The sequence below is a fragment of the Nostoc sp. genome, from assembly GCF_036917815.1.
GTDB lineage: Bacteria > Cyanobacteriota > Cyanobacteriia > Cyanobacteriales > Nostocaceae > Nostoc.
In genome coordinates, this window is record NZ_JBALEK010000089.1 from 15,207 (window position 1) to 39,883 (window position 24,677).

Annotated in this window: 20 protein-coding genes and 2 pseudogenes; 11 read left to right on the forward strand and 11 right to left on the reverse strand. The window is 41.1% G+C overall.

The window, feature by feature from the left end; translation table 11 throughout:
- Positions 1-128: 128 nt before the first annotated feature.
- From V7K97_RS26690 to V7K97_RS26710, 5 genes and pseudogenes are all read left to right on the forward strand, one after another.
- Positions 129-584: a GFA family protein gene (locus V7K97_RS26690; protein ID WP_334803998.1), complete on the forward strand. Its 456-nt coding sequence runs from the start codon at positions 129-131 to the stop codon at positions 582-584.
- A 360-nt stretch (positions 585-944) separates the two neighbouring features.
- Positions 945-1,622: a cob(I)yrinic acid a,c-diamide adenosyltransferase gene (gene cobO, locus V7K97_RS26695; protein ID WP_334803999.1), complete on the forward strand. Its 678-nt coding sequence runs from the start codon at positions 945-947 to the stop codon at positions 1,620-1,622.
- 90 nt (positions 1,623-1,712) lie between these two features.
- Positions 1,713-2,495 (forward strand): annotated as a pseudogene (locus V7K97_RS26700) (adenylate/guanylate cyclase domain-containing protein); the annotation flags it as partial.
- A 288-nt stretch (positions 2,496-2,783) separates the two neighbouring features.
- Positions 2,784-3,092 (forward strand): hypothetical protein, encoded by a 309-nt coding sequence (locus V7K97_RS26705; RefSeq protein WP_334804000.1) that lies wholly within the window; start codon positions 2,784-2,786, stop codon positions 3,090-3,092.
- A 312-nt stretch (positions 3,093-3,404) separates the two neighbouring features.
- Positions 3,405-3,632, forward strand: a complete 228-nt coding sequence (locus V7K97_RS26710; RefSeq protein ID WP_334804001.1) for a type II toxin-antitoxin system ParD family antitoxin — start codon at positions 3,405-3,407, stop codon at positions 3,630-3,632.
- Between the two features lie 240 nt (positions 3,633-3,872).
- On the opposite strand, the gene V7K97_RS26715 is transcribed toward V7K97_RS26710, so the two are convergent.
- Positions 3,873-5,084, reverse strand: a complete 1,212-nt coding sequence (locus V7K97_RS26715) for an acetate kinase (RefSeq protein ID WP_334804002.1) — start codon at positions 5,082-5,084, stop codon at positions 3,873-3,875.
- Positions 5,085-5,344: 260 nt separating this feature from the next.
- Between V7K97_RS26715 and V7K97_RS26720 the strand changes: the two genes are divergently transcribed.
- Both V7K97_RS26720 and V7K97_RS26725 read left to right on the forward strand, forming a co-directional pair.
- On the forward strand, positions 5,345-6,925 hold the full coding sequence (locus V7K97_RS26720) for a B12-binding domain-containing radical SAM protein (RefSeq protein ID WP_334804003.1): 1,581 nt from the start codon (positions 5,345-5,347) through the stop codon (positions 6,923-6,925).
- Between the two features lie 311 nt (positions 6,926-7,236).
- The gene (locus V7K97_RS26725) at positions 7,237-8,397 is read left to right on the forward strand and encodes a DNA cytosine methyltransferase (RefSeq protein WP_334804004.1); all 1,161 of its coding nucleotides are present in this window, start codon (positions 7,237-7,239) and stop codon (positions 8,395-8,397) included.
- A gap of 148 nt (positions 8,398-8,545) precedes the next feature.
- Here V7K97_RS26725 and V7K97_RS26730 read toward each other — a convergent pair whose 3' ends face one another.
- Together V7K97_RS26730 and V7K97_RS26735 are read right to left on the reverse strand one after the other, a co-directional pair.
- Positions 8,546-9,412, reverse strand: coding sequence for a calcium-binding protein (locus V7K97_RS26730; RefSeq protein ID WP_334804005.1), 867 nt, complete (start codon positions 9,410-9,412; stop codon positions 8,546-8,548).
- A 56-nt stretch (positions 9,413-9,468) separates the two neighbouring features.
- A complete protein-coding gene (locus V7K97_RS26735; protein ID WP_334804006.1) occupies positions 9,469-10,731 on the reverse strand; it encodes a glycosyltransferase family 4 protein in 1,263 nt (420 codons plus the stop codon).
- A gap of 150 nt (positions 10,732-10,881) precedes the next feature.
- On the opposite strand from V7K97_RS26735, the pseudogene V7K97_RS26740 reads away from it, so the two are divergent.
- Positions 10,882-11,093, forward strand: a pseudogene (locus V7K97_RS26740) (DUF429 domain-containing protein); the annotation flags it as partial.
- Between the two features lie 84 nt (positions 11,094-11,177).
- Here the strand turns inward: V7K97_RS26740 and V7K97_RS26745 are convergent.
- From V7K97_RS26745 to V7K97_RS26780, 8 genes are all read right to left on the reverse strand, one after another.
- Positions 11,178-12,617 carry an ATP-binding protein gene (locus V7K97_RS26745; protein ID WP_334804007.1) on the reverse strand — a complete coding sequence of 480 codons (1,440 nt, stop codon included), beginning with the start codon at positions 12,615-12,617 and terminating at the stop codon, positions 11,178-11,180.
- A gap of 373 nt (positions 12,618-12,990) precedes the next feature.
- Positions 12,991-13,968, reverse strand: a complete 978-nt coding sequence (locus V7K97_RS26750; RefSeq protein ID WP_334804008.1) for a chemotaxis response regulator protein-glutamate methylesterase — start codon at positions 13,966-13,968, stop codon at positions 12,991-12,993.
- Positions 13,969-14,146: 178 nt separating this feature from the next.
- Positions 14,147-16,405, reverse strand: coding sequence for a hybrid sensor histidine kinase/response regulator (locus tag V7K97_RS26755; RefSeq protein WP_334804009.1), 2,259 nt, complete (start codon positions 16,403-16,405; stop codon positions 14,147-14,149).
- On the reverse strand, positions 16,405-17,127 hold the full coding sequence (locus tag V7K97_RS26760; protein ID WP_334804010.1) for a chemotaxis protein CheW: 723 nt from the start codon (positions 17,125-17,127) through the stop codon (positions 16,405-16,407). Before V7K97_RS26760 ends, V7K97_RS26755 begins: the two co-directional genes overlap by 1 nt.
- A gap of 109 nt (positions 17,128-17,236) precedes the next feature.
- Positions 17,237-17,413, reverse strand: a complete 177-nt coding sequence (locus V7K97_RS26765) for a hypothetical protein (protein WP_334804011.1) — start codon at positions 17,411-17,413, stop codon at positions 17,237-17,239.
- Positions 17,394-18,176 carry a methyl-accepting chemotaxis protein gene (locus tag V7K97_RS26770; protein WP_334804012.1) on the reverse strand — a complete coding sequence of 261 codons (783 nt, stop codon included), beginning with the start codon at positions 18,174-18,176 and terminating at the stop codon, positions 17,394-17,396. The genes V7K97_RS26765 and V7K97_RS26770 overlap by 20 nt, the downstream gene beginning before the upstream one ends.
- The gene (locus V7K97_RS26775) at positions 18,151-19,509 is read right to left on the reverse strand and encodes a HAMP domain-containing methyl-accepting chemotaxis protein (protein WP_334804013.1); all 1,359 of its coding nucleotides are present in this window, start codon (positions 19,507-19,509) and stop codon (positions 18,151-18,153) included. Before V7K97_RS26775 ends, V7K97_RS26770 begins: the two co-directional genes overlap by 26 nt.
- 321 nt (positions 19,510-19,830) lie before the next feature.
- The gene (locus tag V7K97_RS26780; protein WP_334804014.1) at positions 19,831-21,597 is read right to left on the reverse strand and encodes a HAMP domain-containing methyl-accepting chemotaxis protein; all 1,767 of its coding nucleotides are present in this window, start codon (positions 21,595-21,597) and stop codon (positions 19,831-19,833) included.
- A gap of 560 nt (positions 21,598-22,157) precedes the next feature.
- Here V7K97_RS26780 and V7K97_RS26785 point away from each other — a divergent pair.
- From V7K97_RS26785 to V7K97_RS26795, 3 genes are read left to right on the forward strand one after another with little or no spacing between them, the layout of a single operon-like run.
- Positions 22,158-22,634, forward strand: coding sequence for a chemotaxis protein CheW (locus V7K97_RS26785; protein ID WP_334804177.1), 477 nt, complete (start codon positions 22,158-22,160; stop codon positions 22,632-22,634).
- A 21-nt stretch (positions 22,635-22,655) separates the two neighbouring features.
- Positions 22,656-23,927 carry a CheR family methyltransferase gene (locus V7K97_RS26790; protein ID WP_334804015.1) on the forward strand — a complete coding sequence of 424 codons (1,272 nt, stop codon included), beginning with the start codon at positions 22,656-22,658 and terminating at the stop codon, positions 23,925-23,927.
- A gap of 46 nt (positions 23,928-23,973) precedes the next feature.
- Complete coding sequence (locus V7K97_RS26795) at positions 23,974-24,654, forward strand: polysaccharide deacetylase family protein (RefSeq protein ID WP_334804016.1); 681 nt, start codon at positions 23,974-23,976, stop codon at positions 24,652-24,654.
- The last annotated feature ends 23 nt before the right edge of the window (positions 24,655-24,677 follow it).

The following is a 24,677-nucleotide window of genomic DNA, read 5'->3' on the forward strand; positions in this document are numbered from 1 at the left end:
GGGAGGCGCAGAGAATGAGAATTTTCTCGTGTCACCGTGTCTTTTGTTTGTGTCTACTAAAACTCACTTTAAGATTGAGATAGTTTTAGTTACAATAAAGCAACACAAATGGTCAGGAGATAAAACCTGTGAGTCTTCCATATACTGGAGGTTGTCAATGTGGACAGATTCGTTATGAAATTCTTGCCCAGCCGTTAACCCTTTACCTCTGCCACTGCAAGGAGTGTCAGAAACAATCGTCTAGTGCCTTTGGTATGTCTCTTACAGTACTACGAGATGCTGTTGTAATTGTTCAGGGAAAACCAAAAGCTTGGACTCGGAAAAATGATCGCGGGCGTGAAGTAAATAACCTGTTCTGTGGCGACTGCGGAACGCGATTGTTCCATGAACGGACTTACAAACCAAATACTATCAATGTCAAAGCTGGAACCTTAGATGATACAAGTTGGTTACACCCAGTGGGTAACATTTGGACACGCAGTGCCCAGTCATGGGTGATAATTTCAGATCAATTGCTCAACTATGATGGGCAACCAGAGGATACGCAGCCTTTATGGGAAAAATGGAAACAACAACATCCATAAATGCACAACTCCCAATATCACACATCATTCCCCTGACACTTAAAACAAAGCCTTTGGTTGGTAGTCTAGCTCATGAATGTAGCAAAGGACATAATAGTAAAATTTTACTGATAAAATGCTTTAATGAACATATTAAATTACTTAAAAAAGTAATAGTAAACTCAAATTAGAGGTTCAGTTTGTATATCATATATATTTCCATCCTTGTCTGCAAATTATGTTATCAAGCTAACACACTATTAATATTTGACATGAAAACTTACTGGCAATTTCCAATCAAGTGACTTAAGTTAAATTGGATAACTAAGACAATTTTGGTTCATTTTCAACACTTTTAACAGTTATTTCTAGACAAGCTTGATGAAAAACGATACACCACAAGAATTGAACCCAGACCAAGAAATTGGGCGCTTGATTGATGAGGTAATGTCTTCATCTCTGACTGATGAACAGTACCGCAAAAAGATGCAGCGACGCAAAGAAGTGCAAGACAAGCGCATAGCAGAAGCTGTACCAGAAAAAGGGTTAATTATTGTAAATACTGGTAACGGTAAGGGTAAAACCACTGCGGCTTTAGGGATGGTGTTACGATCGCTAGGTCACGGGTATAAAGTAGCGATCATCCAATTTATCAAAGGTAGCTGGGAACCTTCCGAAAAAAGGGTTTTCAGTTCTTGGGAAGACCAGATAGAATTTCATGCAATGGGCGAAGGCTTTACCTGGGAAACTCAAGACCGCGATCGCGATCTTGACAAAGCTAGCGCCGCCTGGGAAAAATCATTAGAATATATCCGCAACCCAGACTTTCATCTGGTGTTGTTAGACGAAATCAATATCGCCCTTAAAATGGCTTACTTACCAGTAGAAGACGTTTTAGCGGGTTTGGCGCAAAAACCAGCTAACAAACACGTTATTCTCACAGGTAGAGGCGCACCACCAGCTTTAATTGAGTGTGCTGACTTAGTAACCGAAATGACCCTAGTTAAGCACCCTTTCCGCGATCAAGGAGTGAAAGCGCAACCGGGAATTGAGTATTAGATTTGTTGCATAAATGACAAAAAGAACCCCACCCCTGCCTTTGACCTTTTTTTAATTAAAAGTTAAAAATTAAGAATAATAATAATTTTTAATGAGTTTATGGGTGATGGCATTTTTGTGATATTTGGTGCGCCAATTAGTCGCATAGATGATTCCCAACGAGCGATCGCCTGTGCGATTGCGATGCAGCAAGTAAATGAACAAAATCGGCATAATAAATTCCCAATCCTGGAAATGGGAATTGGAATTAATACAGGCGAGGCTGTAGCCGGAAATGTTGGTTCTCAAAAACGCGCTCAATATACAGTTATTGGCAGCCATGTTAATTTGGCTGCCCGAATTGAGTCTTATACTGTGGGAGGACAGATTTTAGTTTCCAAAAATACCTGCAAAGATGCCAATATTGACCTTCAAATTGCTGGGCAACTACAAATAGAACCCAAGGGAATGAAACACCCTGTGACAATTTGTGAAATTCGTGGCATTAGCAGTAAATATAATTTATTCTTGCCTGAAGATGATGAAGAAATAATTATTCTCAATCAAGAAGTACCTGTGGAATACGCTATTTTACAGGGAAAATATGTAGTGGGAACAGTATTTCATGGCGCACTGATTAGCCTCTCTGAAAAAGGGGCGCAATTGCGATCGCCACATTCTTTAGAACTCTTGAGTAATCTCAAACTCAAGTTATTGATTGAAGCAGAACTGGCTACAGAAGAAGAACATATCTATGCCAAGGTGATCCAACAATCTCATGTTGACGAGCATCTCTTTTTGCTTCGGTTTACAGCTGTTCCGCCAAAAGCAATGTCTGACGACAAGCCGCTAGGCATCTACGCAATTCTCAATGCGCTCCGTCAGCCTGGATGAGATTAGGGCATCAATATTGAAATGGCAACGAAGGGAGGTGTATGTAAATACGGTCAACCGAAAAAGTAGGTAGTCTAGCTTTTTTTTTAAACAGTAACAATTGTTGCTGATAGAACCAGGCGATCGCGGTAAGATTTTGGACTTAAGCCTGATCCAACTCCAATAACTCTTAACTCTGACCGAATAATTAATAATTCGTAATTTATGGTATGGAGCAACTAACTTGAGTTCTGGAGGTCAAAATATGATTTCTTCTAAAACAGAGATTGAATTACACCCAAAGGACAAATGACAAACGTAAACAACTTTCAAAGATTAGTAGAACTTGCAAACGATTATGGAATTATTTGCCAGCCAACACCAGAAGAATGCTTGATTGCATCCTTGCCTGGAGATGATGATTTCTTATTAGCTTTTACTTGGTCTGGTACGGTTGAAGGAGAGCCGACAGAGCATGAATTAATCGCAATTAGTGTACAGGATCTTGTCAAAGAAGTTACCGTTGCCGCTTGGCAGATTCCTATTTATTTATTCGGAAACGTTTTAAGGCAGGCTCAGATGCTTGTCACTGCCCATAAAGATTTTGTTAGCCAGTAGACAAGTAGGGGCAATTGATGAATTGCCCTTGTTTGCGCCAGACGCATTAGCCAAATAACCAGACTGTGAGCCTGTCATACCCCTTTTACACAATACGCTCCCTGTCTCAAAATTCGGAGTTTTAAGACAAGGAATAGCATAGAAATGTCTGTTAATAGTTAGTATCTATTAAGCTGTTCCCCATTTAAATTGCATTATTAGAGCGGGCAAGATGCCCACCCCACAAGAGTTTGATGAAATTTAGATATACAAACTAGATGTGGAACAGCTTACTATAATACGTTCAGACAAGGAGAGAGGAGGAGGCTGAAAATGGCAGGTAGTTACTCGGTAGGTGAACATTTCGACAATTTCATCAAGGCGCAGGTTGCCTCCGGGCGTTACAACAATCAGAGCGAAGTGGTGCGGGATGCCTTGCGGCAAGCAGAACTGCGAGAAGCAAAACTGGCTGTTTTAACTGAGCATGTGGTTCACGTAGTTGAAGAAGGTGGAAACTATACCGATGATGACATCGCCGCCATTCTAGCGGCGGATGTGTAGTACGCCATGTATGAATTACGCTATTTGGCACAAGCTAAAACCGATCTTATTCGTATAAAACGCTATGTTGCCAGAGAAAGCGGGAAAACACCTAGTACGACACGGCGTAAATAAAGCAACCATTTTAAATAGCCAGAAAGCCTACAAAATAAGCATTCTTTCTTTTTACTTTTGCCTTCTTGTACTAGGCTTCAAGATATTCTTGCAAGATAGGGTGTTTACAAAGCCTACAAGAGGTTTTCAAAAAAGTTGCCAGCACTCGCGCGCGATCGCCCAGTCTTCTTGAGTATGAATTACCAAAACCTTTACTGCTGAGTCAGACGTTGTAATTTCCCGATCATCTGGCGAGGGCACATTTTTTTCTGGATCGAGTTTCAGCCCCAAAAATTGAAAGGCAGTGCAAGCAGCTTCCCGAATCGATGCCACATTTTCACCGACTCCGGCTGTAAAAATTAGCGCGTCTAATCCTCCTAAACTGGTGAGCATAGCACCAATACCAGACCGGAGACGATGTATATATATATCTAGCGCCAGTTGCGCTCTTTGATTGCCAGAGGCGATCGCTTCTAGAATCTGCCGTAGATCGTTGGACACACCAGATATTCCCTGCAACCCAGATTCTTTATTGAGCAGTTCATTTAGTTTGTCAGCCGAATAATTATATTGTCGTAGTAGATAAATCAGAATGCCAGGGTCAACAGAGCCTGAGCGACTACCCATCATCAACCCTTCTAATGGTGTAAATCCCATCGTCGTGTCAACACTACGACCATTACGAATCGCTGCTAGAGAACAACCATTACCTAAATGACAAGTAATTAACCGCAGAGATGGCAAATCTCGACCGAGAATTTGAGCAGTACGTTCAGCACAATATTGATGGCTGAGGCCGTGAAACCCATAGCGACGGATACCCTGCTCCACCCACTCGTAGGGACCGGGGTATATTGCCGCAGCATCTGGTATTTGGGCGTGAAAGGCAGTATCAAATACAGCGACTTGGGGCACTGTTCCCAAAATTTCCTCACAGACCTCGATTCCTTCGAGATTAGCAGGATTATGATCTGGGGCAAGAATGGCAAAACTAGCGATCGCCTCTTTAACCTCAGAGTTAATCATAGTACTCTGCTGATATTCCCGACCTCCATGTACTACGCGATGCCCGACAATATCAATTGCCTTTGGTTCCTCAATTACTTGAGTATTCCCACTCCAAAGCGTTTTGAGTAAATGAGCAAGCACTTTGGGGCGAGACTCTGACTGTAACTCTTCTTTGAGAATAGCCCCTGAAGCTGTTTTAACCTTGACTTCTGCCAAACCCTGCTTATGAGTCCAATCAATTTGAGCTTCCCAGAGAGGCACAGGAGGATGCTTGGGAAGTGCATCACCAACAATCTCATAAAAGCAGCTTTTTTGGCTACTGGAGCCTGCATTCACGATCAATATTTTCATAGGATTCACTAATTTGGAATAGGAGTTAAAATTACGACTTACGCACTGTACAAATTAATCATGGTATGTTTTTACCAAAATATAGGAATCATATTTGATTTCTGAATCTGTCCATTTACACAATGTCTATCTTCAGACAGATAAACAAAGAATCAACATAGTGGGATGTTAGCATCACCTCTGCGATCGCTATTCAAAAAAAGATTTTTCAAAAGTTAAAATATATCCAAATCCAAATTTAGTTTATAGGACTCCGAACAATGAAAGCACTCTTACTTTACCCCCGCTTCCCCAAAACCTTTTGGTCTTACGACGAATTCATGAAAATAGCGGGACTTAAGGCAGTTATTCCACCGCTAGGAATTCTGACTGTTGCCGCTATGCTACCGACAGACTGGGAAATTCGGTTTTATGACCGCAATGTTAACCAAGAAACCGATGCTGATTGGCAATGGTGCGACATTGTGATTCTTTCTGCCATGCTTGCACAAAAAGAAGACTTTCTCGCCCAAATCCACAAAGCAGCGCAACTGGGGAAAAAAGTGGCTGTGGGTGGGCCTTATCCGACCTCAGTACCAGAACCTGCCCAGAAAGCAGGAGCTAACTACATGATTTTAGATGAAGGAGAAATTACAGTTCCACAATTTTTAGACGCGATCGCTAAAGGTGAAGAACAAGGAACCTTCCGCGCCCTGGAAAAACCAGATGTGAGCAAAAGCCCCATACCTCGCTTTGATTTACTCAAGCGAGATGATTACTTAATGATGGCAATCCAGTTTTCTCGCGGTTGTCCTTTTGAATGCGAATTCTGTGACATCATCAATTTATACGGTCGCAAACCACGTACCAAAGAACCCAGTCAAACCCTAGCAGAACTTCAAACGCTCTATGACTTAGGCTGGCGCGGATCTCTGTTCGTAGTAGATGATAACTTCATTGGCAATAAGCGCAATGTAAAACGCCTTTTACAAGCATTAATTCCGTGGATGCAGGAACGCAATTATCCCTTCACCTTCATGACTGAAGCTTCCGTCAACCTAGCAGAAGATACTGAGCTATTAGAACTAATGGCTAAAGCTGGTTTCTACGCAGTCTTCTTAGGTATTGAAACACCAGATCAAGACAGCCTGCAACTCACTCGCAAGTTTCAAAATACCCGCAATCCCCTGTTAGAAGCCTGTCGTAACATCAATGAAGCCGGGTTACTGATCTATGCAGGATTTATCATTGGTTTTGATGGAGAAAAAACTGGCGCTGGGGAGCGAATTGAAGCTTTTATTGAAGAAACCGGCATTCCTCAACCAATGCTAGGTATCCTGCAAGCCCTTCCCAATACTGCCCTCTGGGAAAGACTAAAAAAAGAGGAGCGATTATTAGAAGGATTTGGAGGTTTGGAGGTGGGGGATCAGAATTCCTTAATGAATTTTGTTCCTAGCCGTCCGATGGCTGAAGTTGCTAAAGAATATTTAGAAGCAATTTGGAGAATGTACGAACCCAAAAACTATCTCCGACGTTGTTTTGAACAATGCCTCAAAATTACACCTAATCCCCAACTACAGCAGACGATGTATTTTCCTCCTGGAAAAGGACTGCGACTACTTGCAAACTTGCTCTGGCGACAAGGTTGGCAACGGCAGGAAATTCGGGGTCAATTTTGGCAACAGCTTTGGGCTATTATCCGCACCAAGCCGCAATTCGTAAATATGTATTTAGGTTTATGTGCGGCTGGCGAGCATTTTTGGGAATACCGTATTTTAGCCAGAGAGCGCATTACTGAGCAGTTAGGATTTGATCCGCTAGTTACCCCTACACCTGTTGAAAAACCATTAGTCAGAATTTAACAGAAGTCTAACAGCAATATAGCGGATTTAAACTTGGTGAAATACACAACCTAAATCTTAAAACCTGTTTTACCTTGAGAGGATAAATTTTAAGCGTAGGCGTAGCCCGTCGTAGACATCGCTTTTGTGGGTTTCTGGAAAAACTGTGCCATGTTTGATATATCGTAGGCTATAGCAGTCCTAAATCATTCGTGAACAATAAGATCCCCGACTTCTTTGAGAAGTCGGGGATCTGAGTCTCTCGATTTTCACAACTCATTTAGGATTGCTATATATGTCACACAGAAACAGACATCAATATCAAACAAAAAATGCAAGGAATCCAACTTTCTTTTTTTCCTAATGAGGAGAATCACTCTACTATAAAGCAAAAAAAACCCAAATTAGGACGTTATGAACGTATCCAACGAGAACTAGATCAAAATGACTCCGATCCATACAAAATATTCATTGATGTTAATTCTGTACCAAATCCACTATCTAATTACACCTTCATGGATCTGTTTTGTGGAGCAGGAGGCATAACACAAGGACTAGTTCAAGCTGGATTTAAACCCTTAGCTAGCGTTGAAATCAACCCAATTGCTTCTGCTACCCATAAAAATAACTTTCCCCAATGTCATCACTTTTCTGGAGATATCGAACAGTTTGATTCCCGTAATTGGCTACAACAAATCGGCTTACCTGAAGTAAATCTTATTATAGGCGGTCCACCATGCCAGGGTTTTTCGGTAGCAGGAAAACGTGACCATAAAGATCCCCGCAATCGTTTATTTTATGAATTTGTGCGTGTTGTCTCAGAAATACGTCCTTGGTATGTTGTTATGGAAAACGTTCCAGGCATTCTGACTATCCAAAACGGAGATGTAAAAAAAGCAATTATCGAAGCTTTTGAATCTATTGGTTATCCGAATATATCTGTTGCAATTCTTGAATCTGCTGCTTACGGAGTCCCACAAATTCGACCAAGAGCTATCTTTATCGCTAACAGATTTGGAATGCCAAATCCCTATCCCAAGGCTAAGTTTTTGCCCGAAGAATACAAATCTATTGAATCAGCTATTTCCGATTTACCAGCATATACCCCAATACCAGAGATAAATCATCAGTGGACTAGACATTCACCTGAGTATATGGAGCGAATTGCTAAAGTACCTCCTGGTGGTTCTTTATATACAAAATACGTTGATGCTTTCAAACGACAATATCCTGGTAAACCGAGTATGACTGTTAAAGAAAATCACGGTGGTACTCATATTCATCCATATCTAAACCGGGTGATTTCAGCGCGTGAAATGGCAAGATTACAGACATTTCCAGATTCATTTATTTTTGAAGGTTCTATGAAAAAAGCTATGTGGCAAATCGGAAATGCTGTACCACCACGTCTAGCAGAGTGCATTGGCTACGCGCTTATTCCTTATCTAACTGATATTGCTTTGAATACTAGAAGTTTGGAAAAAGTCTATTAATCAGACCATATTATCAAATATACTATTATTTCATGTATCCGATTTTCTATAAACTCTCTTCCTACTGAATCAACTAAAATCTATCTGTTATTTGTTTTTTAAAGATAGCGATCGCAGTAATTTTTATCACCAAACTCTTAAATTCGATTTACCTTTCTGCTAAACCCACCTGTCCTCCAATTAGCCCCAGAAATCCAGTTCCATAGTGCTGAATCTCCAAAAAGCTTGCTTGTTCCGGTGAGGTTTTATAAATTCGGAATGTCTTCATGATTCCCAAAGTAGCAGCACTTTCTAAAGGACCAACAAAGCTAGTATCTCGGTCGAGAAAATAAGTTTGATTAGCCCAATGAGCCATCTGATTTGCATTTAAAAAGTAGCAGCCTGAGTGTGGATTGAGGGCACGACGAAAGATAATTGCTGTATTCATAATTATACCCTTGAGTTCCTGTTGTTCCTGCACATTTTGAAAGGGAGCAGTTACTCTTAAAGCCAAATCTCCATCAATGTAAGCTTTGTGAACCAAACCGTAGGGGGAGACTTCATAACGATTTGGCTGGAGCAAATTTAAATCACCAGCTTGTTGGGTAAACCAGTTTAATTTTATAAAAAACCAAGGGTCATAAATAATTAGGTCATCTTCAAGGAAGCAGTAGTAATCATATTTACCGAGACAACTTTGCAGAACAGCTTGGCACTCAAATCCCAAAAGCAGAGGTTCTACATTAGTAGAATGATGCTTATATAAATGGGATGGTAAGGGAAGCTGATTCAAAACATGATTATCTTGGGTTGTACAAATAACAATATCTAGTTCGTGCGACTGGGGCTGATTAGCAGGTAAAGCTAGTCGTTGAGCAATATTGATGATACTTTGAGATTTCCCAAATAATTCGTGCAAAGTACTAATGCTTTTAGTTAACGCCTGCAAGCGAGGTTGCGGGTCTTTACGTTGGGAAGCATGACGAGCCTCACTGCTAGGTTTGAAAAAATGGGCAATGGTAAAGATAATTCGCATTTTAAATATCGTTTTTATATTTCTCTGTCATTTGTTGGTTGTAACTAATGACTAATCTAATTTCTCCCAAATCCTTTAGAATTTGGGCGCTTTTTCAAACTCTCAGAACTTTTCCCAGCGAACATCCATTGCAAATGCTGTGGTAACAGTTTTGCTAAATCATAACGCTTGATAATTGTCTCTCGCGCATTGGCACGAATTGCTTTCATCTCCTGAGGATTATTCAACGCCTCTTCAACCCTATTGGCGATATTCCGGGGAGAAAAGAAATCTACCAGCAGTCCATTTACTCCATCCTGTACAACTTCCAATACTGGCGGAGTATTAGAAGCTACTAATAAACATCCTGCTGCCATTACTTCTAACATTGACCAGGATAAAACAAAAGGACGGGTTAAATAAATATGAGCAGAAGAAGCTTGCAAAACCTGAAGGTACTCATTGTAAGGAAGCCTATCTGTAAAGTGCAGCCTCGATAAATCCAAAGAAGATAATTTTTCCAACATTAATTGTTTATAAGTCTGACCATCGGGGAGATTTTTACCATAAGCCACCCGATCTTCGCCCACAACTACTACATGGCACTTAGGTCTTCGCTGCTGAATTAGTGCCACCGTTTCCATGAACTGTGGAAAACCTCTATAAGGTTCCATCCCCCGTCCCACATAAGTTACCAACTCTTCTACATGGGAAAGATCAAGATTTATTCTTGGTAAAACTAACTTTGCACCTGGTTGGGGAACAAAATATTTGGTATCAATACCATCATGAAGTACAGTGAGTTTGCTATGATATTCTTTAGGAAACTGGTGTCGCTGCCAATTGGTGGGAGAAAGACCGCGATCGCAGCTATATAAATCAGTTAAGATCGGCGCATTTTTGACGCGGATACGGCATTCATCATCAGCATTCAGTGGTTCATTGGGATCAAAATCTGCATCCGAACCGTGAGCATGGTAAAACCACTCGAAATAGCACAATAATTCCGCCTTGGGGAAAACATCTTTCATAAATAAAGTTGGACCCCAACCAGAATGACCATAAACTATATCTGGAAAGAAACCCTCGGATTTTAATTTTTCTGCCACGCGATAGATAGCCTGGGCGGTAAGAACAGCATTTTCCAGGCTGCGAACGTAGTGGTGAGTTTGGGGAGCCGCTTCACGAGAAGGAGTGTAAATAGCTTTATAAACGCCAGGTATTTCCCCTTCACGTCGATTTGTCCCAAAGACGACTTGGTAATTAGGATCTTTACCTAAAACTGTTGCTAGGTTGCGAAATTGCGAGGGAAAATTAGGATGTAAAAATAAAATCTTCATGGGAATAATCTTGATTAATTTATTGCCAGATAAAATAAATTAAGACAATCTGTTCCAGATTATAAGATTATTTCCCTAATTTTTTGCAAGTAAATTTAGATGAATAGTTGCCGTGCAATGGGAAAATAATTGCAAATTCGTGTTACAACCATGAAATTTATTGGCATTGATTTAGGCTGGCGATCGCAACCAAGTGGACTATGCTGCTTAGAATAGATGGAGAACTGCAACTACTTGATTTAGATCGCCAAGAAGCCATTGCAGACATCCTCAACTGGATTGATCAGACCGTCAAACCAGAGGAACCAGCCATGATCGCCGTAGATGCACCTACCTTCATACCCAACGCCACTGGGAGTCGGGGTCACTACGCTAGTTGGCGCAAGCCTGCTAGAGCAAATTCTGACGTAGATTACAGAATCCCCGTACCTTCAGGTCGGGGAGTGTCAATATGGTTTCAAAATCGGCTTCTTTGCAGTTTCATGTCCCACTGTTTGCAGTTCGCTACATATAGCAGGTAATGCTATTGGAATTTCGATTGCAAATTCTGTTCCATAAGCAAGTTCAGACTTGAGCTGGATATTACCATGATGTTTCTCAATAATTTGATGGCTAATTGCTAAACCTAGTCCGGTTCCTTTATTGATAGGTTTAGTGGTAAAAAAAGGATCAAATATCTTGCTTTGGATCTCGGAATCTATTCCATTACCGTTATCTCTGAATGTAATTATGACTGTTGACAATTCAGTTACTTCAGTTTTAATCACAATTTGCTTTTCGATCTGATTATCTAGCTCTAGTAAAGCATCAATGCCATTACTAAGGATATTCATGAATACTTGGTTTAGTTGTGCTGGATAACATTGAACTGGTGGGAGATTACCATATTTTTTAATAATTTCAATTTTTGGTTGTAGCCGATGATTTAAAAGTAATAAAGTACTTTCGATACCTTCATGAATATTCACAGCTTTTTTTTCTGACTGATCGAGTCGAGAAAAATTTCTGAGGGACAGTACAATGTCACGAATACGATCAGTCCCTATCCTCATGGATGAAAGAATTTTTGGTAAATCATCAATGATAAAATCAACATTAAAGTCACCAAACTTGTCGGCAAATAAAGAATACAACTCTGGATGTTTTTCTTGATATAGTTCGATTAAATTTAAAAGACAGTTTACATGATTATTAAGATGATTAAAATTGCCATGAATAAAATTAACAGGATTATTAATTTCGTGGGCTAAACCTGCGACCATTCGACCCAAACTAGACATTTTCTCAGTCTGGATCAATTGAACTTGGGTGGTTTGTAATTCCCGTAAGGTATGTTCTAACTGTTCTGCTTGAAGTTGAGCAGTGGCAGTAGCAGTAGTGAGTGCTTTGAGGTTATTGTATGCTTTGGAATGATAACGAATGCGGGCAATTAACTCAACTGCATCGGGTAACTTAATTAGGTAGTCATTTGCACCCTCAGCAAAGGCATCAGCTTTCAATTTTGCTTCTTCTTTACTGGATAGCATGACGATAGGAACATCACGAGTTACTGGATGAGAACGAAACCAACGCAGCAACATTAATCCGTCTATCTCTGGCATGATCATATCCAAGAAAATCACCGTTGGTGCAATGGCGATTGCATCTTGAATAGCTTTAGCTGGATTACTTGTGTAGTGAAGGGAAATATCTGTTTCTGTCGCAACAATCCGACGGAAGGCTTCGCTAATAATTACCTGATCGTCAATTAGCAAAAGCCTGACTGCGGATGTTTTAGAATCCAGAATAAATGGCACGGCTTGTGGGGTTTGTGGTTCACTCCACTTCAGTGATAATATTTTTTTATCTTCAGATATTTGTAAGAGTGCTGTTTCTTGCAGATTCATTTAGCACCTTTATTTAAATGGTGTTGGTGTGAATAATTACAAACTAATAACGGGCATTATTATTTTATGATATCGCAATTATTTTAAGATCATTAATTCACCATTAATAGGAATTTCAAACACTTTCTAAAGGTATCTCGATCAAGTTATTTGAACTTATAGTAATTGATTATACTATAAGTTTCTATAGTAATTATAACTAAAATATAAAGTACATTTTATTACTTATAACTAAGTATTGTACCGTAAGTAAGTTAGAGCAAGCCCAATAAAACCGGGACTTGGGTATGGGATATTGGGAAATAAATAATTCTCCGCCTTTCGTTAAAGATTTAAAACTCTCCGCGTCCCCTTCTGCATCTTGATATCAACCTTAACCCGGCAATTTTGAGTTGGGTGAAAACTTTATACAGGCTGATGCGATCGCTTCAACTGGCAAAACCTCCACCGCAGATCCTAATTCCACTGCTACTTTCGGCATACCATAGACAACGCAAGTTTTGCGGTCTTGGGCAATAGTCTGCCAACCTTCTTGGCGCAATCGTTTTAAGCCTTGAGCGCCATCTCGACCCATCCCCGTTAGCAACACTCCAATGCCCTTGCCAGGCCAATTTTTAGCCACACTCGTGAAGAAAACATCGATTGAACGATAGGAGGAAAAATTTAGTGGTTGTTTGTCATAGCGAAGGGTGAGGTTGGGACGCATCACCAAATGATCATTTGTGTCAGCAACAAGAATTTTGCCAGGCTGTGGTATGGCATCGGCGATCGCTAGTTGCACAGGCAGAGGAATTTGCTCGTTTAACCAGGCGGCAAAACCTTGGACAAATTGGGCATCTATATGCTGGACAATGACCACAGCCGCCCGAAAATCTTGGGGAAATTGGGAGAGAATAGTTGTCAATGCTTGGGGGCCACCAGTGGAAGCGCCCATGACAATTAAGGGTGGAAGTGATAGCGATCGCCGATGTGAAGATTTGCCAACTAATTGGGCGATCGTGGCAATTTTATTTAGCAGCCCATCATCACCGAAGACTGGTATATTGATGGCATCCAAGGCTCCATAGCCCATTGCTTCAAAAACCTTGGCTGTATAGTGATTAACACTAGCTGTTACCATCACAATAGCGCAGGGAGATTGGCTCATGATACGTCGTGTAGCTTCTACTCCATCCATGCTTGGCATCAACACATCCATCAAAATCAAGTCGGGAGTATCAGCCGCACACTTGCTTACAGCCTCCGCACCATCGTAAGCAACCCACGCCAACTGATAGTCTGGTACTTTTACCAAAATACGCCGTAGTGCCTCTACAGCCATGAACATATCGTTAGCGATCGCAATTCTCACAGGCTATACCATTTTGGATTTTGGATTGTCAAAGGTTTATTGCTAATTTTCTTTGTGGTTGTTTCCTTTATTTCTAAATTTAAAGTTGACACAATAAATAGTTCGGTTAAGGCAAGAGACGCGATAAATCGCCGTCTCTACAAAAGATTTATTCCCAAATCCAAAATCTAAAATTGGTTTATGCTTCTCCAATTAAATCAATCACCGCCTTTAACAGAGTGTCATCATGAAAGCTGCTCTTAGTTAAGTAGTAGTCTGCACCTGCTTCTAAGCCTTGCAGTCGGTCTTCTTCCCGGTCTTTGTAAGAAACAATAATCACGGGTGTTTGCTTCAACTTGGTATGAGTTTTGATCTGGCTGGTGAGTTCAAAGCCGTTCATTCGGGGCATATCAATATCTGTCACCACCAAGTCATAATTGCCACTACGGACTGCATTCCAACCATCAATGCCATTAACAGCCACTTCAGCTTTGTAACCATTGTTTTCCAGGAGTTTGCGCTCCATTTCGCGCACAGTGATCGAATCATCTACTACTAACACTCGCTTGTAAGTTTTGGTAACTGCTTGATCAGCCGACTGATTTACTTGAGAAATTTGTCCATTGGAAAACACCTTAGCAATGGAACGTACCAAATCTTCGACATCGACAATCAACACTGGCGAACCATCATCCATGAGGGCACTGGCGCTAATATTGGGGACTTTACCAAGACGGGGATCTAGAGGTCGGACAACCAAATTGCACTCACCCAGAAACCGATCTACAACTAGTCCATAACGGTTGAGGCGATCGCTAATTACAATCACTGATAACGATTCCATATTCACCACAGGCGAGGCTAACTCTAAAACTTGACTTGCTAAAATCAACTCCACAGGTTGATTATTCATCAGGAAAAATGGGCGATTTTCCGATACAGCAATCTTAGATTTGGATAATATCAACACCTGTTCAATTCGCGTTAGCCCAAAGGCATAGGGTTCGCCAGCAATTTCCACCAACAAGGTACGAATCACAGATAACGTTAGCGGTAACTGCAAGTAAAAAGTCATGCCCCTTCCCAACACAGAAACAGCCCGCAGCGTCCCGCCAACTTCCCGCACTGCGCTATGGGCTATATCCAAACCCACACCGCGTCCCGAAATTTCGGTGACAGTCTGGGTTGTGGAAAAACCAGGCAAAAATAGGAACTCCATCAACTCAACTTCGGTAAGTTGAGTAGCCATTTCCGGGTTTGTCAGTTGTTTGCTGATGACAACTTGGCGTAAAAACTCGATATCGATTCCCCGTCCATCATCTGCAACAGTGATAAACAGCATTCCGGAACGATGGGTAACTTCAATGCGAATAATTCCTTCTTCTGGCTTTCCTGCTGCTAGACGTTCCTGGGGCAGTTCAATGCCATGATCGATCGCATTCCGCAAGATATGAGTCAACGGAGCTTCTAAGCGTTCTAGAATATCTCGATCTACCAAAGTAGACTTACCGACGATTTCCAATTTCACCCGTTTACCCAATTGTCTTGCTAAGTCACGTACCATCCGGGGAAATCCTTGTCCCCCATCAGCAAAAGAACACATTCGGGTAGCAATGACTTCCTGATATAGGCGCTGGGCAAGGTTAGCAGAACGCTGAGAAAATTTTTCTAGTTCGTTTTGGCGATCGCTCATCATCTGGTAACATTCGTGAGCTTTTTGATGAGTTGCACTCAAGGTTTCCTTAATTTGCCGATCCAGATGAGAGTTGCCCAATAACTCCTGTAACTTCTCCAGTAGGTTAGACAATTCCCCCTGATTCTTTCTCAGCTTCAGCAAAGAGTTAGCAAATGGTTCTAACAAGTTCGCTTCAACTAAAGACTCTCCAGCTAAACCCATTAAGCGATTGAGATTTTCAGTACTCATTCGCACTGCCCGATTTTGGGTGATGCCTAGTTCTTCTAGTGGGGATGGGGAAATCAGGGTTGTCTGTTGGTTGTCTTCTAACTGCGCTGTTGTTATTAGGGGATGAATTTCTGTAGAGGTTGCCTCTGGAGTTAGGATATTAGCGATCGCACTCACTAACGATTGAATGCCGATATCTTCTAAAATCTGCAAATTTGGCTTAGTTGTAACCGTTTGGGCTAGATGTAGGAGCATATCTACCCCTTGCAACAACACATCAATGTGAGCCGCAGTTAAGGTAACTTTTCCCTCTTGAGCCGCCACAAAGCAGTCTTCCATGACATGGGCAAGGTTGACAGCCGGATCAATTTGGACAATTCGAGCCGCGCCTTTGATGCAATGGGCTGCCCGCATTAAGGCTGCCAGTTCTGGTTGGGGATCGGGTTTCGTCTCCAGTGCCAACAGGCAATCATTTAACACCACAACTTGAGTTTTGACTTCCATGTTGAATAAATCAAGCAAGGAAAGATTGCTGACATCAAATTCTTCTAACATTACAACACCTTCCTGGCTAAGGTGGTGAATAACAATTCATCATCTAAATAACTGACACTGTGCGATCGCGCCATTGCTAATCCCGCAGGTTGCCATTGGAATAATCCTTTAGTATAGGTTTGAGTCAGACTCTTGGGCGGCTCTTCTAACTCATCCTGGTGAAATCGGTGTATTCCATAAAGTTCATCTACACCAAAAACCCAAGTGTTACCTGCCTTTTCCAGAACTACCATCCGCGAATACACCACAGGAGTTAGCGTTTGTACTGGTATATCGGCAACTTCCAGATTCAACAGATGACTCAAAGAGATGCACAATCGCAATTCACCTCGGATATTCACCAATCCCCGCAAAATTTGGTTGCTGCGATGCGGTAGGGTATGAACCACACTCGGAGGGGAAATTTCTTTGAAGATTTGGGCAGAAAATGCTAGCCATTCCCGTTGCAGACGAAAAATTACCACCGTCAGAGTTTGAGTAGTGGGTAAAGTATGGGATATCTGGGAATTTTCATCGACTCTAGATTTAGCTAGTAATTGAGTCCACTCTTGCCGATAATCTTCAGGTATAGAGCGCTCTAGTAAATGACGACCAGCAGTAGAGTAAACCGGGCAATTGCGGCAATGGGTGTAAGTGGCTAATTGGGGACAGGAACGATCGCCCTCAATGCCGATAAAATTCCAACAACGTTCAATATTTAAGGGACTTGCGATACTATCCATAAAATCTAATACCGATTTGAATAATGATTGCGACAAATGAAGCGCCCAAAAGCCGATCAAACAAATCTTTCACAATCCAAAATCTAAAATGGTATGAATATCCTCACACTCAAATAGAACTGGAATATTCTGCTTTTACTTGGAAGCGAGAAATTTCCTGACGCAATCCTTGAGCAACTTGATTGAGTTGAGCGATCGCATAATTAATTTCTCGCAGAGAATCGGCTGTTTGCAATGAAGCACTACTCAACTGCACCATCGCATCACTAATTAGTAATTGTGACAACAATATTGTTAATATTGTTAGCCTTTTCACTAATTAATCCTAATTTGGCAGCTATGGAATTGGTAGCTTTTGCTAATTGGTGCATAGTAGCTTCCATCCGCAGTAAATCTTTTTGGCTATCAGTAGCTGCTGTGGTTGTATCCTGTGACATTACTGCCACTTCTTCCATAGTTTTCACCAATTCTTTGGAAGTAGCAGAAATTTCCTTGACGGCTGCTGTAACTTCGTTAGTAGAAGCTAATTGTTCAGTAATTGTGGCTTCCAATTGCTTGCCTGATGCTGCTATTTGAGTCGTTGAGGAAGTAACCTGTATCCCAGACTGCTGTACTTGGCGGATAAGTTTATTCAGGCTCTGGCTCATATTTTTGAAGGCTTTTAGAAGTTGTCCAACTTCATCTTTACTGTTAGTTGTACCCTCAACAACTGTTTGTGTCAAATCACCAGATGAAATCTGGTGTGCCACTTCCACAACTGTGGCAATTTTACGACTTAAAACTTGGGCAACGATAAAAGTAGCGGCAAGTGTAATTACTAATGATAATATTGATGCAATTACAGTTAATGAACTCAAAAAGAATATAGTGGATTTAGTTGAGATTATACTTCTTTCTATAGCTTGATTTTCATTAGTTTCAAATTCATCAGATACTTGTTGAAAATTATCAAAGAGTGCAATAGATTTTTTAAAGAAAGCTTCTTGATTGAGATTATCTGTTGTTGCTATGCCTTTTTTATAATTAACAAAGGCGAATTTCTCTCGCAACTACAGCAAAGCCCAAGCCGTACTCTCCAGCTTTTTCGGCTTCGATGGCAGCATTTAACGACAGCAGATTGGTTTGGTCTGCCACTTTGGTAATTGTGACAACAATAGTATTAATGTTGTTTGCCTTTTCGCTAATTACTCCCAGTCGGGCAGCGATCGCATTAGTGGCTTCTGCTAACTGCCGCATAGTGGTTTCCATCCGCACTATATCTTTTTGACTATCATTCGCTGCTGTCGTTGTGCTTTGGGAAATGGTCGCAACTTGTTCCATTGCACTTACTAATTCTCTAGAGGTAGCGGAAATTTCTTTAGTAGCGGCAGTTACCTCATTAGTAGAAGCTACCTGCTCCGTGAGCGTTGCTTCTAATTGTTTACCTGAAGCTGCTATTTGAGTCGCTGAAGAAGTAACCTGTATGCCTGAATGCTGTACCTGACGAATCAGAGTGTTCAGATTCTGAGTCATGGTTTGGAAAGCAGTTAAAAGTCTATTCATTTCATCTTTGCTGTTGGAGTCGGCCTTGACCTGAGTTGTTAAGTTACCCTGAGAAATTTGCTCTGCAACCCTAACGACATCAAAAACCTGAACTGTAATTTGTCGAGCGATTACAGACCCCAAAATAATCGCAGTTATAGGCCCAATGGCAATTCCTATAGAAATCCATAAAATGCTGCGAGCAACATTCTGTTCGACTTCTTTTTGTGTATCTGATACGTAAATCTCATGAAGATTTAAAAGTTTGTCTGCTTGATCGCTAGTTGTTTTAAATAACGGTTCCTCCTTATTTGCTCCCTGATAATCCATGCGATCGCGTAATTCAATTGCCTTTTGAATAATGGCAAAATCCTCTGGTTTATTTTTTCCTTGACGCATTAACTCAATTTCTTTTTTCCAAGGATTATGAATGCCAAGTTGATTTAGCTCTTGCTCAATATCTAATAATTTATTATGAGCTTGCTTCCAGATATCTAGTTCCTCTTTAAGTAAGTTATACTCTGTTCTTTCTTCTTGAGTAAATGGCGTTGCTTCGTACTGTTGAATCCCTCCATTAATCTGTTTCCAAGCATCCTGTATTTGAGTCATTGCACCCTGTCTTTCACTAACAGTGGCTCCAGGATCGTATAATAACCGTTCTGCTGATTGGATTTGTGTATGACCTTCCTTAATTTTCCATATCCCCGACAGGCTGGGGATGTTATTCGTCGTTAGTGTGTTAATTGACTTATTTAACTCGTTGGTGGTGAACCATCCCAGCAAGGCCATTGTGAGTATAATCAGTCCCATGAATAAAAATGAACTGATCAACCGTGTTTGCAAGGTCATGTTCTTGAACATTGGATATCCTACTGTTCCTCTGCTGCTGTAAAACGTGTTCATCTTTTAAAATTCCCAAATCACAAACGAGATGAACAGTCTGTATTTTAATTTTTGAACAAATTATTAAGTAGGTAGCTGAGTTTAGAGACTAGTACATCACGGCGGAAATAGACCTACCATCCTAAATGGGTAAAAAGCTTGCGGTATAAGTATTCTTTCTTTTTACTTTTTACTTTTGCCTTGTTGTACTAGCTTTTCCTTGTGATGTGAAAGTGTTGAGTGCTGAGTAAGAAGTTTGAGTATCTGAGGTTGATGAATCCACTCAATTTTTGATTAGATTTATTGCTGACGAGTTAAACCGGAATATTCTGCTTCCACCTGGAAGCGAGAAATTTCTTGACGCAATCCTTGGGAAACTTGGTTAAGTTGGGCTATGGCATGATTAATTTCCCGCAAGGAATCCGTAGTTTGCACAGAGGTGCTGCTTAACTGCACCATCGCCTCACTAATTTGTTGCGCTCCCACAGATTGGGTTTCCATACCCTGGTTGACAAACTCAAATCGCGGATTCAAGTCTTGCACTTGCTGGATTATTTGCCCAACCTGTATGCTGATGCTGGCAACATCTTCTATACTCCGCCCTACTTCTGCGGCAAACTTGTCCATCTCCATCACACCTGTAGAGACTGACGATTGCATCTGCTTTACCATCTGCTCAATGTCGAGGGTAGCAACGGCGGTTTGATCTGCTAGTCGGCGAATTTCTCTCGCAACTACAGCAAAGCCCAAGCCGTACTCTCCAGCTTTTTCGGCTTCGATCGCCGCATTTAATGACAGCAGATTGGTTTGGTCTGCCACTTTGGTAATTGTGACAACAATAGTATTAATGTTGTTTGCCTTTTCGCTAATTACTCCCAGTCGGGCAGCGATCGCATTAGTGGCTTCTGCTAACTGCCGCATAGTGGTTTCCATCCGCACTATATCTTTTTGACTATCATTCGCTGCTGTCGTTGTGCTTTGGGAAATGGTCGCAACTTGTTCCATTGCACTTACTAATTCCCTAGAGGTAGCAGAAATTTCTTTAGTAGCGGCAGCTACCTCATTAGTAGAAGCTACCTGCTCCGTGAGCGTTGCTTCTAATTGTTTACCCGAAGCTGCTATTTGAGTAGCTGAGGTAGTCACTTGGATACCTGAATGCTGTACTTGACGAATCAGAGTGTTGAGATTCTGAGTCATAGTTTGAAAAGCAGTTAAGAGTCTATTCATTTCATTTTTGCTGTTAGAGTCAGCCCTAATCTGAGTGGTTAAGTTACCCTGAGAAATTTGCTCTGCAACCCTAACGACACCAAGAATCTGAAACGCAATTTGTCGAGCGATTACAAACCCCAAAATAATCGCTGTTATAGGGCCAATGGCAATTCCTACAGAAATCCAGAAAATGCTATGAGCCACATTCTGTTCTACTTCTTTTTTGGTATCTGATATGTAACCTTCATTAAGCTTTAAAAGTTTGTCTGCTTGCTCGTCAGTTATTTTAAATAATGGCTCTTCCCTATTTTCTGCCTCAGAATCCATGCGATTACGTAATTCCAATGCTGTTTGAATAGTGCCATACTCAGATGAGTTTTCTTTTCCTTGACGCATTAATTCAATTTGTTTCTTCCAAGGATTACGAACACCAAGTTGATTGAACTGTAGCTCAATATCTAACAACTTCTCATGGGCTTGCTTCCAGACATCCAATTGTTCTTTAAGAACGCCATACTCTTTTTTTTCTTGATCGCTTAATGGCGTAGCTTCGTAAATTTTAATACCTTCATCAATCTGTTTCCAAGCGTCCTGGATTTGAGTGATTGCACCCTGTCTTTTACTAACAGTGACTTCAGGATCAAATAGTAACCGTTCTGCCGATTGGATTTGTGTTTGACCTTCGTTAATCTTCCATATCCCGGACACACTGGGGATGTTATCTGTCTCTAGTGTGTTAATTGACTTATTTAACTCGTTGGTGGTGAACCATCCGAGCAAGGCCATCATGAGTACAATCAGTCCCATGAATAAAAATGAACTGATCAACCGTGTTTGCAAGGTAATGTTCTTGAACATTGGATATCCTACTGTTCCTCTGCTGCTTTAAAACACATTCGTTTCTTAAGATTCCCAAATCACAAAGAAAATGAACAGTCGAGAGCAACATGATTTGCTGAGGTCAGTACGAGTTGTTGGCTATAAACCAAGCCCAGTAAAGGTTTGAATGATTATTCGCCGGGTGGTCAACTCTGAGAAATTAATGACAATGCTATTATTGAACCACATCTATTTTGAGAACCATAGTTTTTAAAAGTAGTGGGAGCAAGATGCTCCCTACTAAGCTGTTGCGTATTTAATTTGTATATGCGATGCGCTCATGTTGCCTGCACTACAATAATTTTACGTTTTCGTATTATACAATTTAGCTGCACATCAGCTTAGTAGTAGCGGGCAAGACTTCGGCGTGAGCGCTCAGTCGAACGCTGCCCGCACTACTCCAGGTTTCAAAACGGACAAGGTTTAAATTTAGTGGAGGAATTAAATTCCAAAATTAAAGAGCTAGAGTCAAAAAATCAAAGATTGCATAACCATATAAGTAATACAAAAGCTAGCACTGGAGATATAAATTAGTGTTGATGTTACTTCTCAACATTGGGAATGAGCGATATGCCATAGAAAGCCGACAGGTTGTAGAAGTAATACCACTTGTTGTGCTTAAAACTTTGCCCCATCAGCCTGAGTATATAACTGGTGTTTTTAACTACCGAGGACGCATTGTACCAGTAATGGATTTATGCTGGTTGATGCGTGGCAAACCCTCGGATGAGTACTTGAGTACTAGGATTGTACTAGTCAATTATTGGGGAAATAATAAAACAAAACTTCAGGCTCCCTATATTTTGGGTTTAATGACAGAACAAGTTGTGGAAACATTACACAAGTCTGAGTCTGAATTTGTTGATCCAAATCTCCAGATAGATACAGCGCCATATTTGGGCAAAATGATTGTAGATGACCAAGGGATGATTCAGTGTCTTCGCATTGAGTACTTGTTGTCAGAAGCACAGCAAATCAATCTCTTGCCAGAAAGTCATGAAAATACTGGATTTTAGAGTGGTCTGAAGACTCAATAAATGGTACAATCTGCGATTGAAGCTTTATTAAGAAGCAAGATTGGTTTAGATGCAAATTCTATTGGTACTGATGCGATCGCTAGTGCTATTTATCAACGCATGGCAGATTGTGGCATCACGGATATTACTAACTATCTAGGGGAATTGCAAGCATCTACCCAAGAATGGGAAACACTGATTGACAGCGTAATTGTTCCAGAAACTTGGTTTTTCCGAGAACCAGAGTCCTTTGTATTTCTGAAGCATTACGTATTATCTGAGTGGTTGCCAAAAAATCCACAGGGCGTACTGCGGGTTTTGAGTGTACCATGTGCAACAGGTGAGGAACCATATTCCATTGCGATCGCTCTCTTGGAAGCAGGATTGAACCCTACAAACATTCACATCGATGCTGTTGATATTAGCAAAAAGTGCCTGTTAAAAGCCCAAGGAGCAATCTACAATCAATACTCGTTTCGTAGCAATAGCCGATCCTTTCAAGAGTGCTATTTTCAGGCAACTGAGGCAGGATACCACCTGTGTAAACAGGTGAGATATATGGTGAATTTTATTAATGGCAACTTGGCAGATCGGGATTTTCTAGCTGACACGCCGCTTTATGATGTAGTCTTTTGCCGTAATCTGCTGATTTACTTCGATCTGACAACAAAAGAGCGTACCATTCAAGTCCTAGAAAGGTTGCTAAGGCCAGAAGGTTTGTTATTTGTTGGACACGCTGAAGCTTGGTTATTGTTTAAAACTCAATTAGTCTCAGTTCGTCAACATTCAGTAGTTGCTCATCGAAAGTCGAAAGCGTGCGAAAATATAAGCAAAAATCATCATCCCAATCTTCAGAGACAAGGCTTCACAGGCAAAAATATAGATGTTCTCAACAGGCGACAGCTACCGAAAAAAAACCATTCTAAGTTGGTAACACAAGAAAGATTAAATGTTACTCCCCAGAATCTCAGATCGCCAATAGACCTCAAGGTAAATTTGTTAGAGACAGCTAGAGCTTTAGCTGATCAAGGTCGGTTGAATGAAGCGCTTAAACTATGCAACAACTATCTCAAGCAAAATCAGGTGAGTACTGAAGCATATCTTTTACTAGGTCAGGTGCAGCAAGCGATGTCACAAAATGAGCAGGCGGCACAATCTTTTCAAAAAGCAATTTATTTAGAACCTACTCACGAAGAGGCGCTGACTCATCTGGCATTACTCAAAGAACATCAAGGAGATATGGATAGTGCTAATCTTCTCTGGCAACGAATTTACCGATTAAGGAAGGGGTAAATATTCGTCAAATCCATGATTTAACATTGCAGCAGATAAACCCAAAATGCAACTAGCTCCCCTGTTCCCAATTTTATATCGCGTTCTCCAACCAAGTTTTCCCAAGTGCCTTTGGCGGGGAAATTCTCATCGTAAAGCGATCGCCCTGACATTCGATGATGGACCCCATCCGCAATACACACCCGAAGTCTTGGCTGTATTAGATCGTTACAACATGACAGCGAGTTTTTTTTGGTTGGGTGTTTGCGTCAACCGTTCACCAGCCATTGCTAAAGTTGTTAGCGATCGCGGACACTGGATCGGATTGCATGGTTACGATCATCGCTCTTTCCCCATGCTTTCCCCAAATGACTTGAAGGAAACTTTAGAAAAAACCCAAGCTGCCATTTACAACGCCTGCAACCTGCAACCTGAACAAGTGCGAGATGTCCGCCCGCCCAATGGTTTATTTACACCTGCGACTTTAAAATTGTTCTTTGAGTGGAATTACCGCCCAGTAATGTGGAGCGTTGTACCAGAAGACTGGGTACGTCCAGGCGTTACCACTGTGGTAGAGCGAGTTATGCAGCAGGTCAAAAATGGTTCGCTGATTGTTTTACATGATGGTACTTGTGGTGGACAAGATGTTGCTGCCACAATTCAAATTCTCATTCCACAACTGCTACAACAAGGTTATGAGTTTGTGACTGTTGATACTTTGTGGGAGCAAGCTAAGGCTAACCATTGACTGTTACACATTTTAAAAATAGG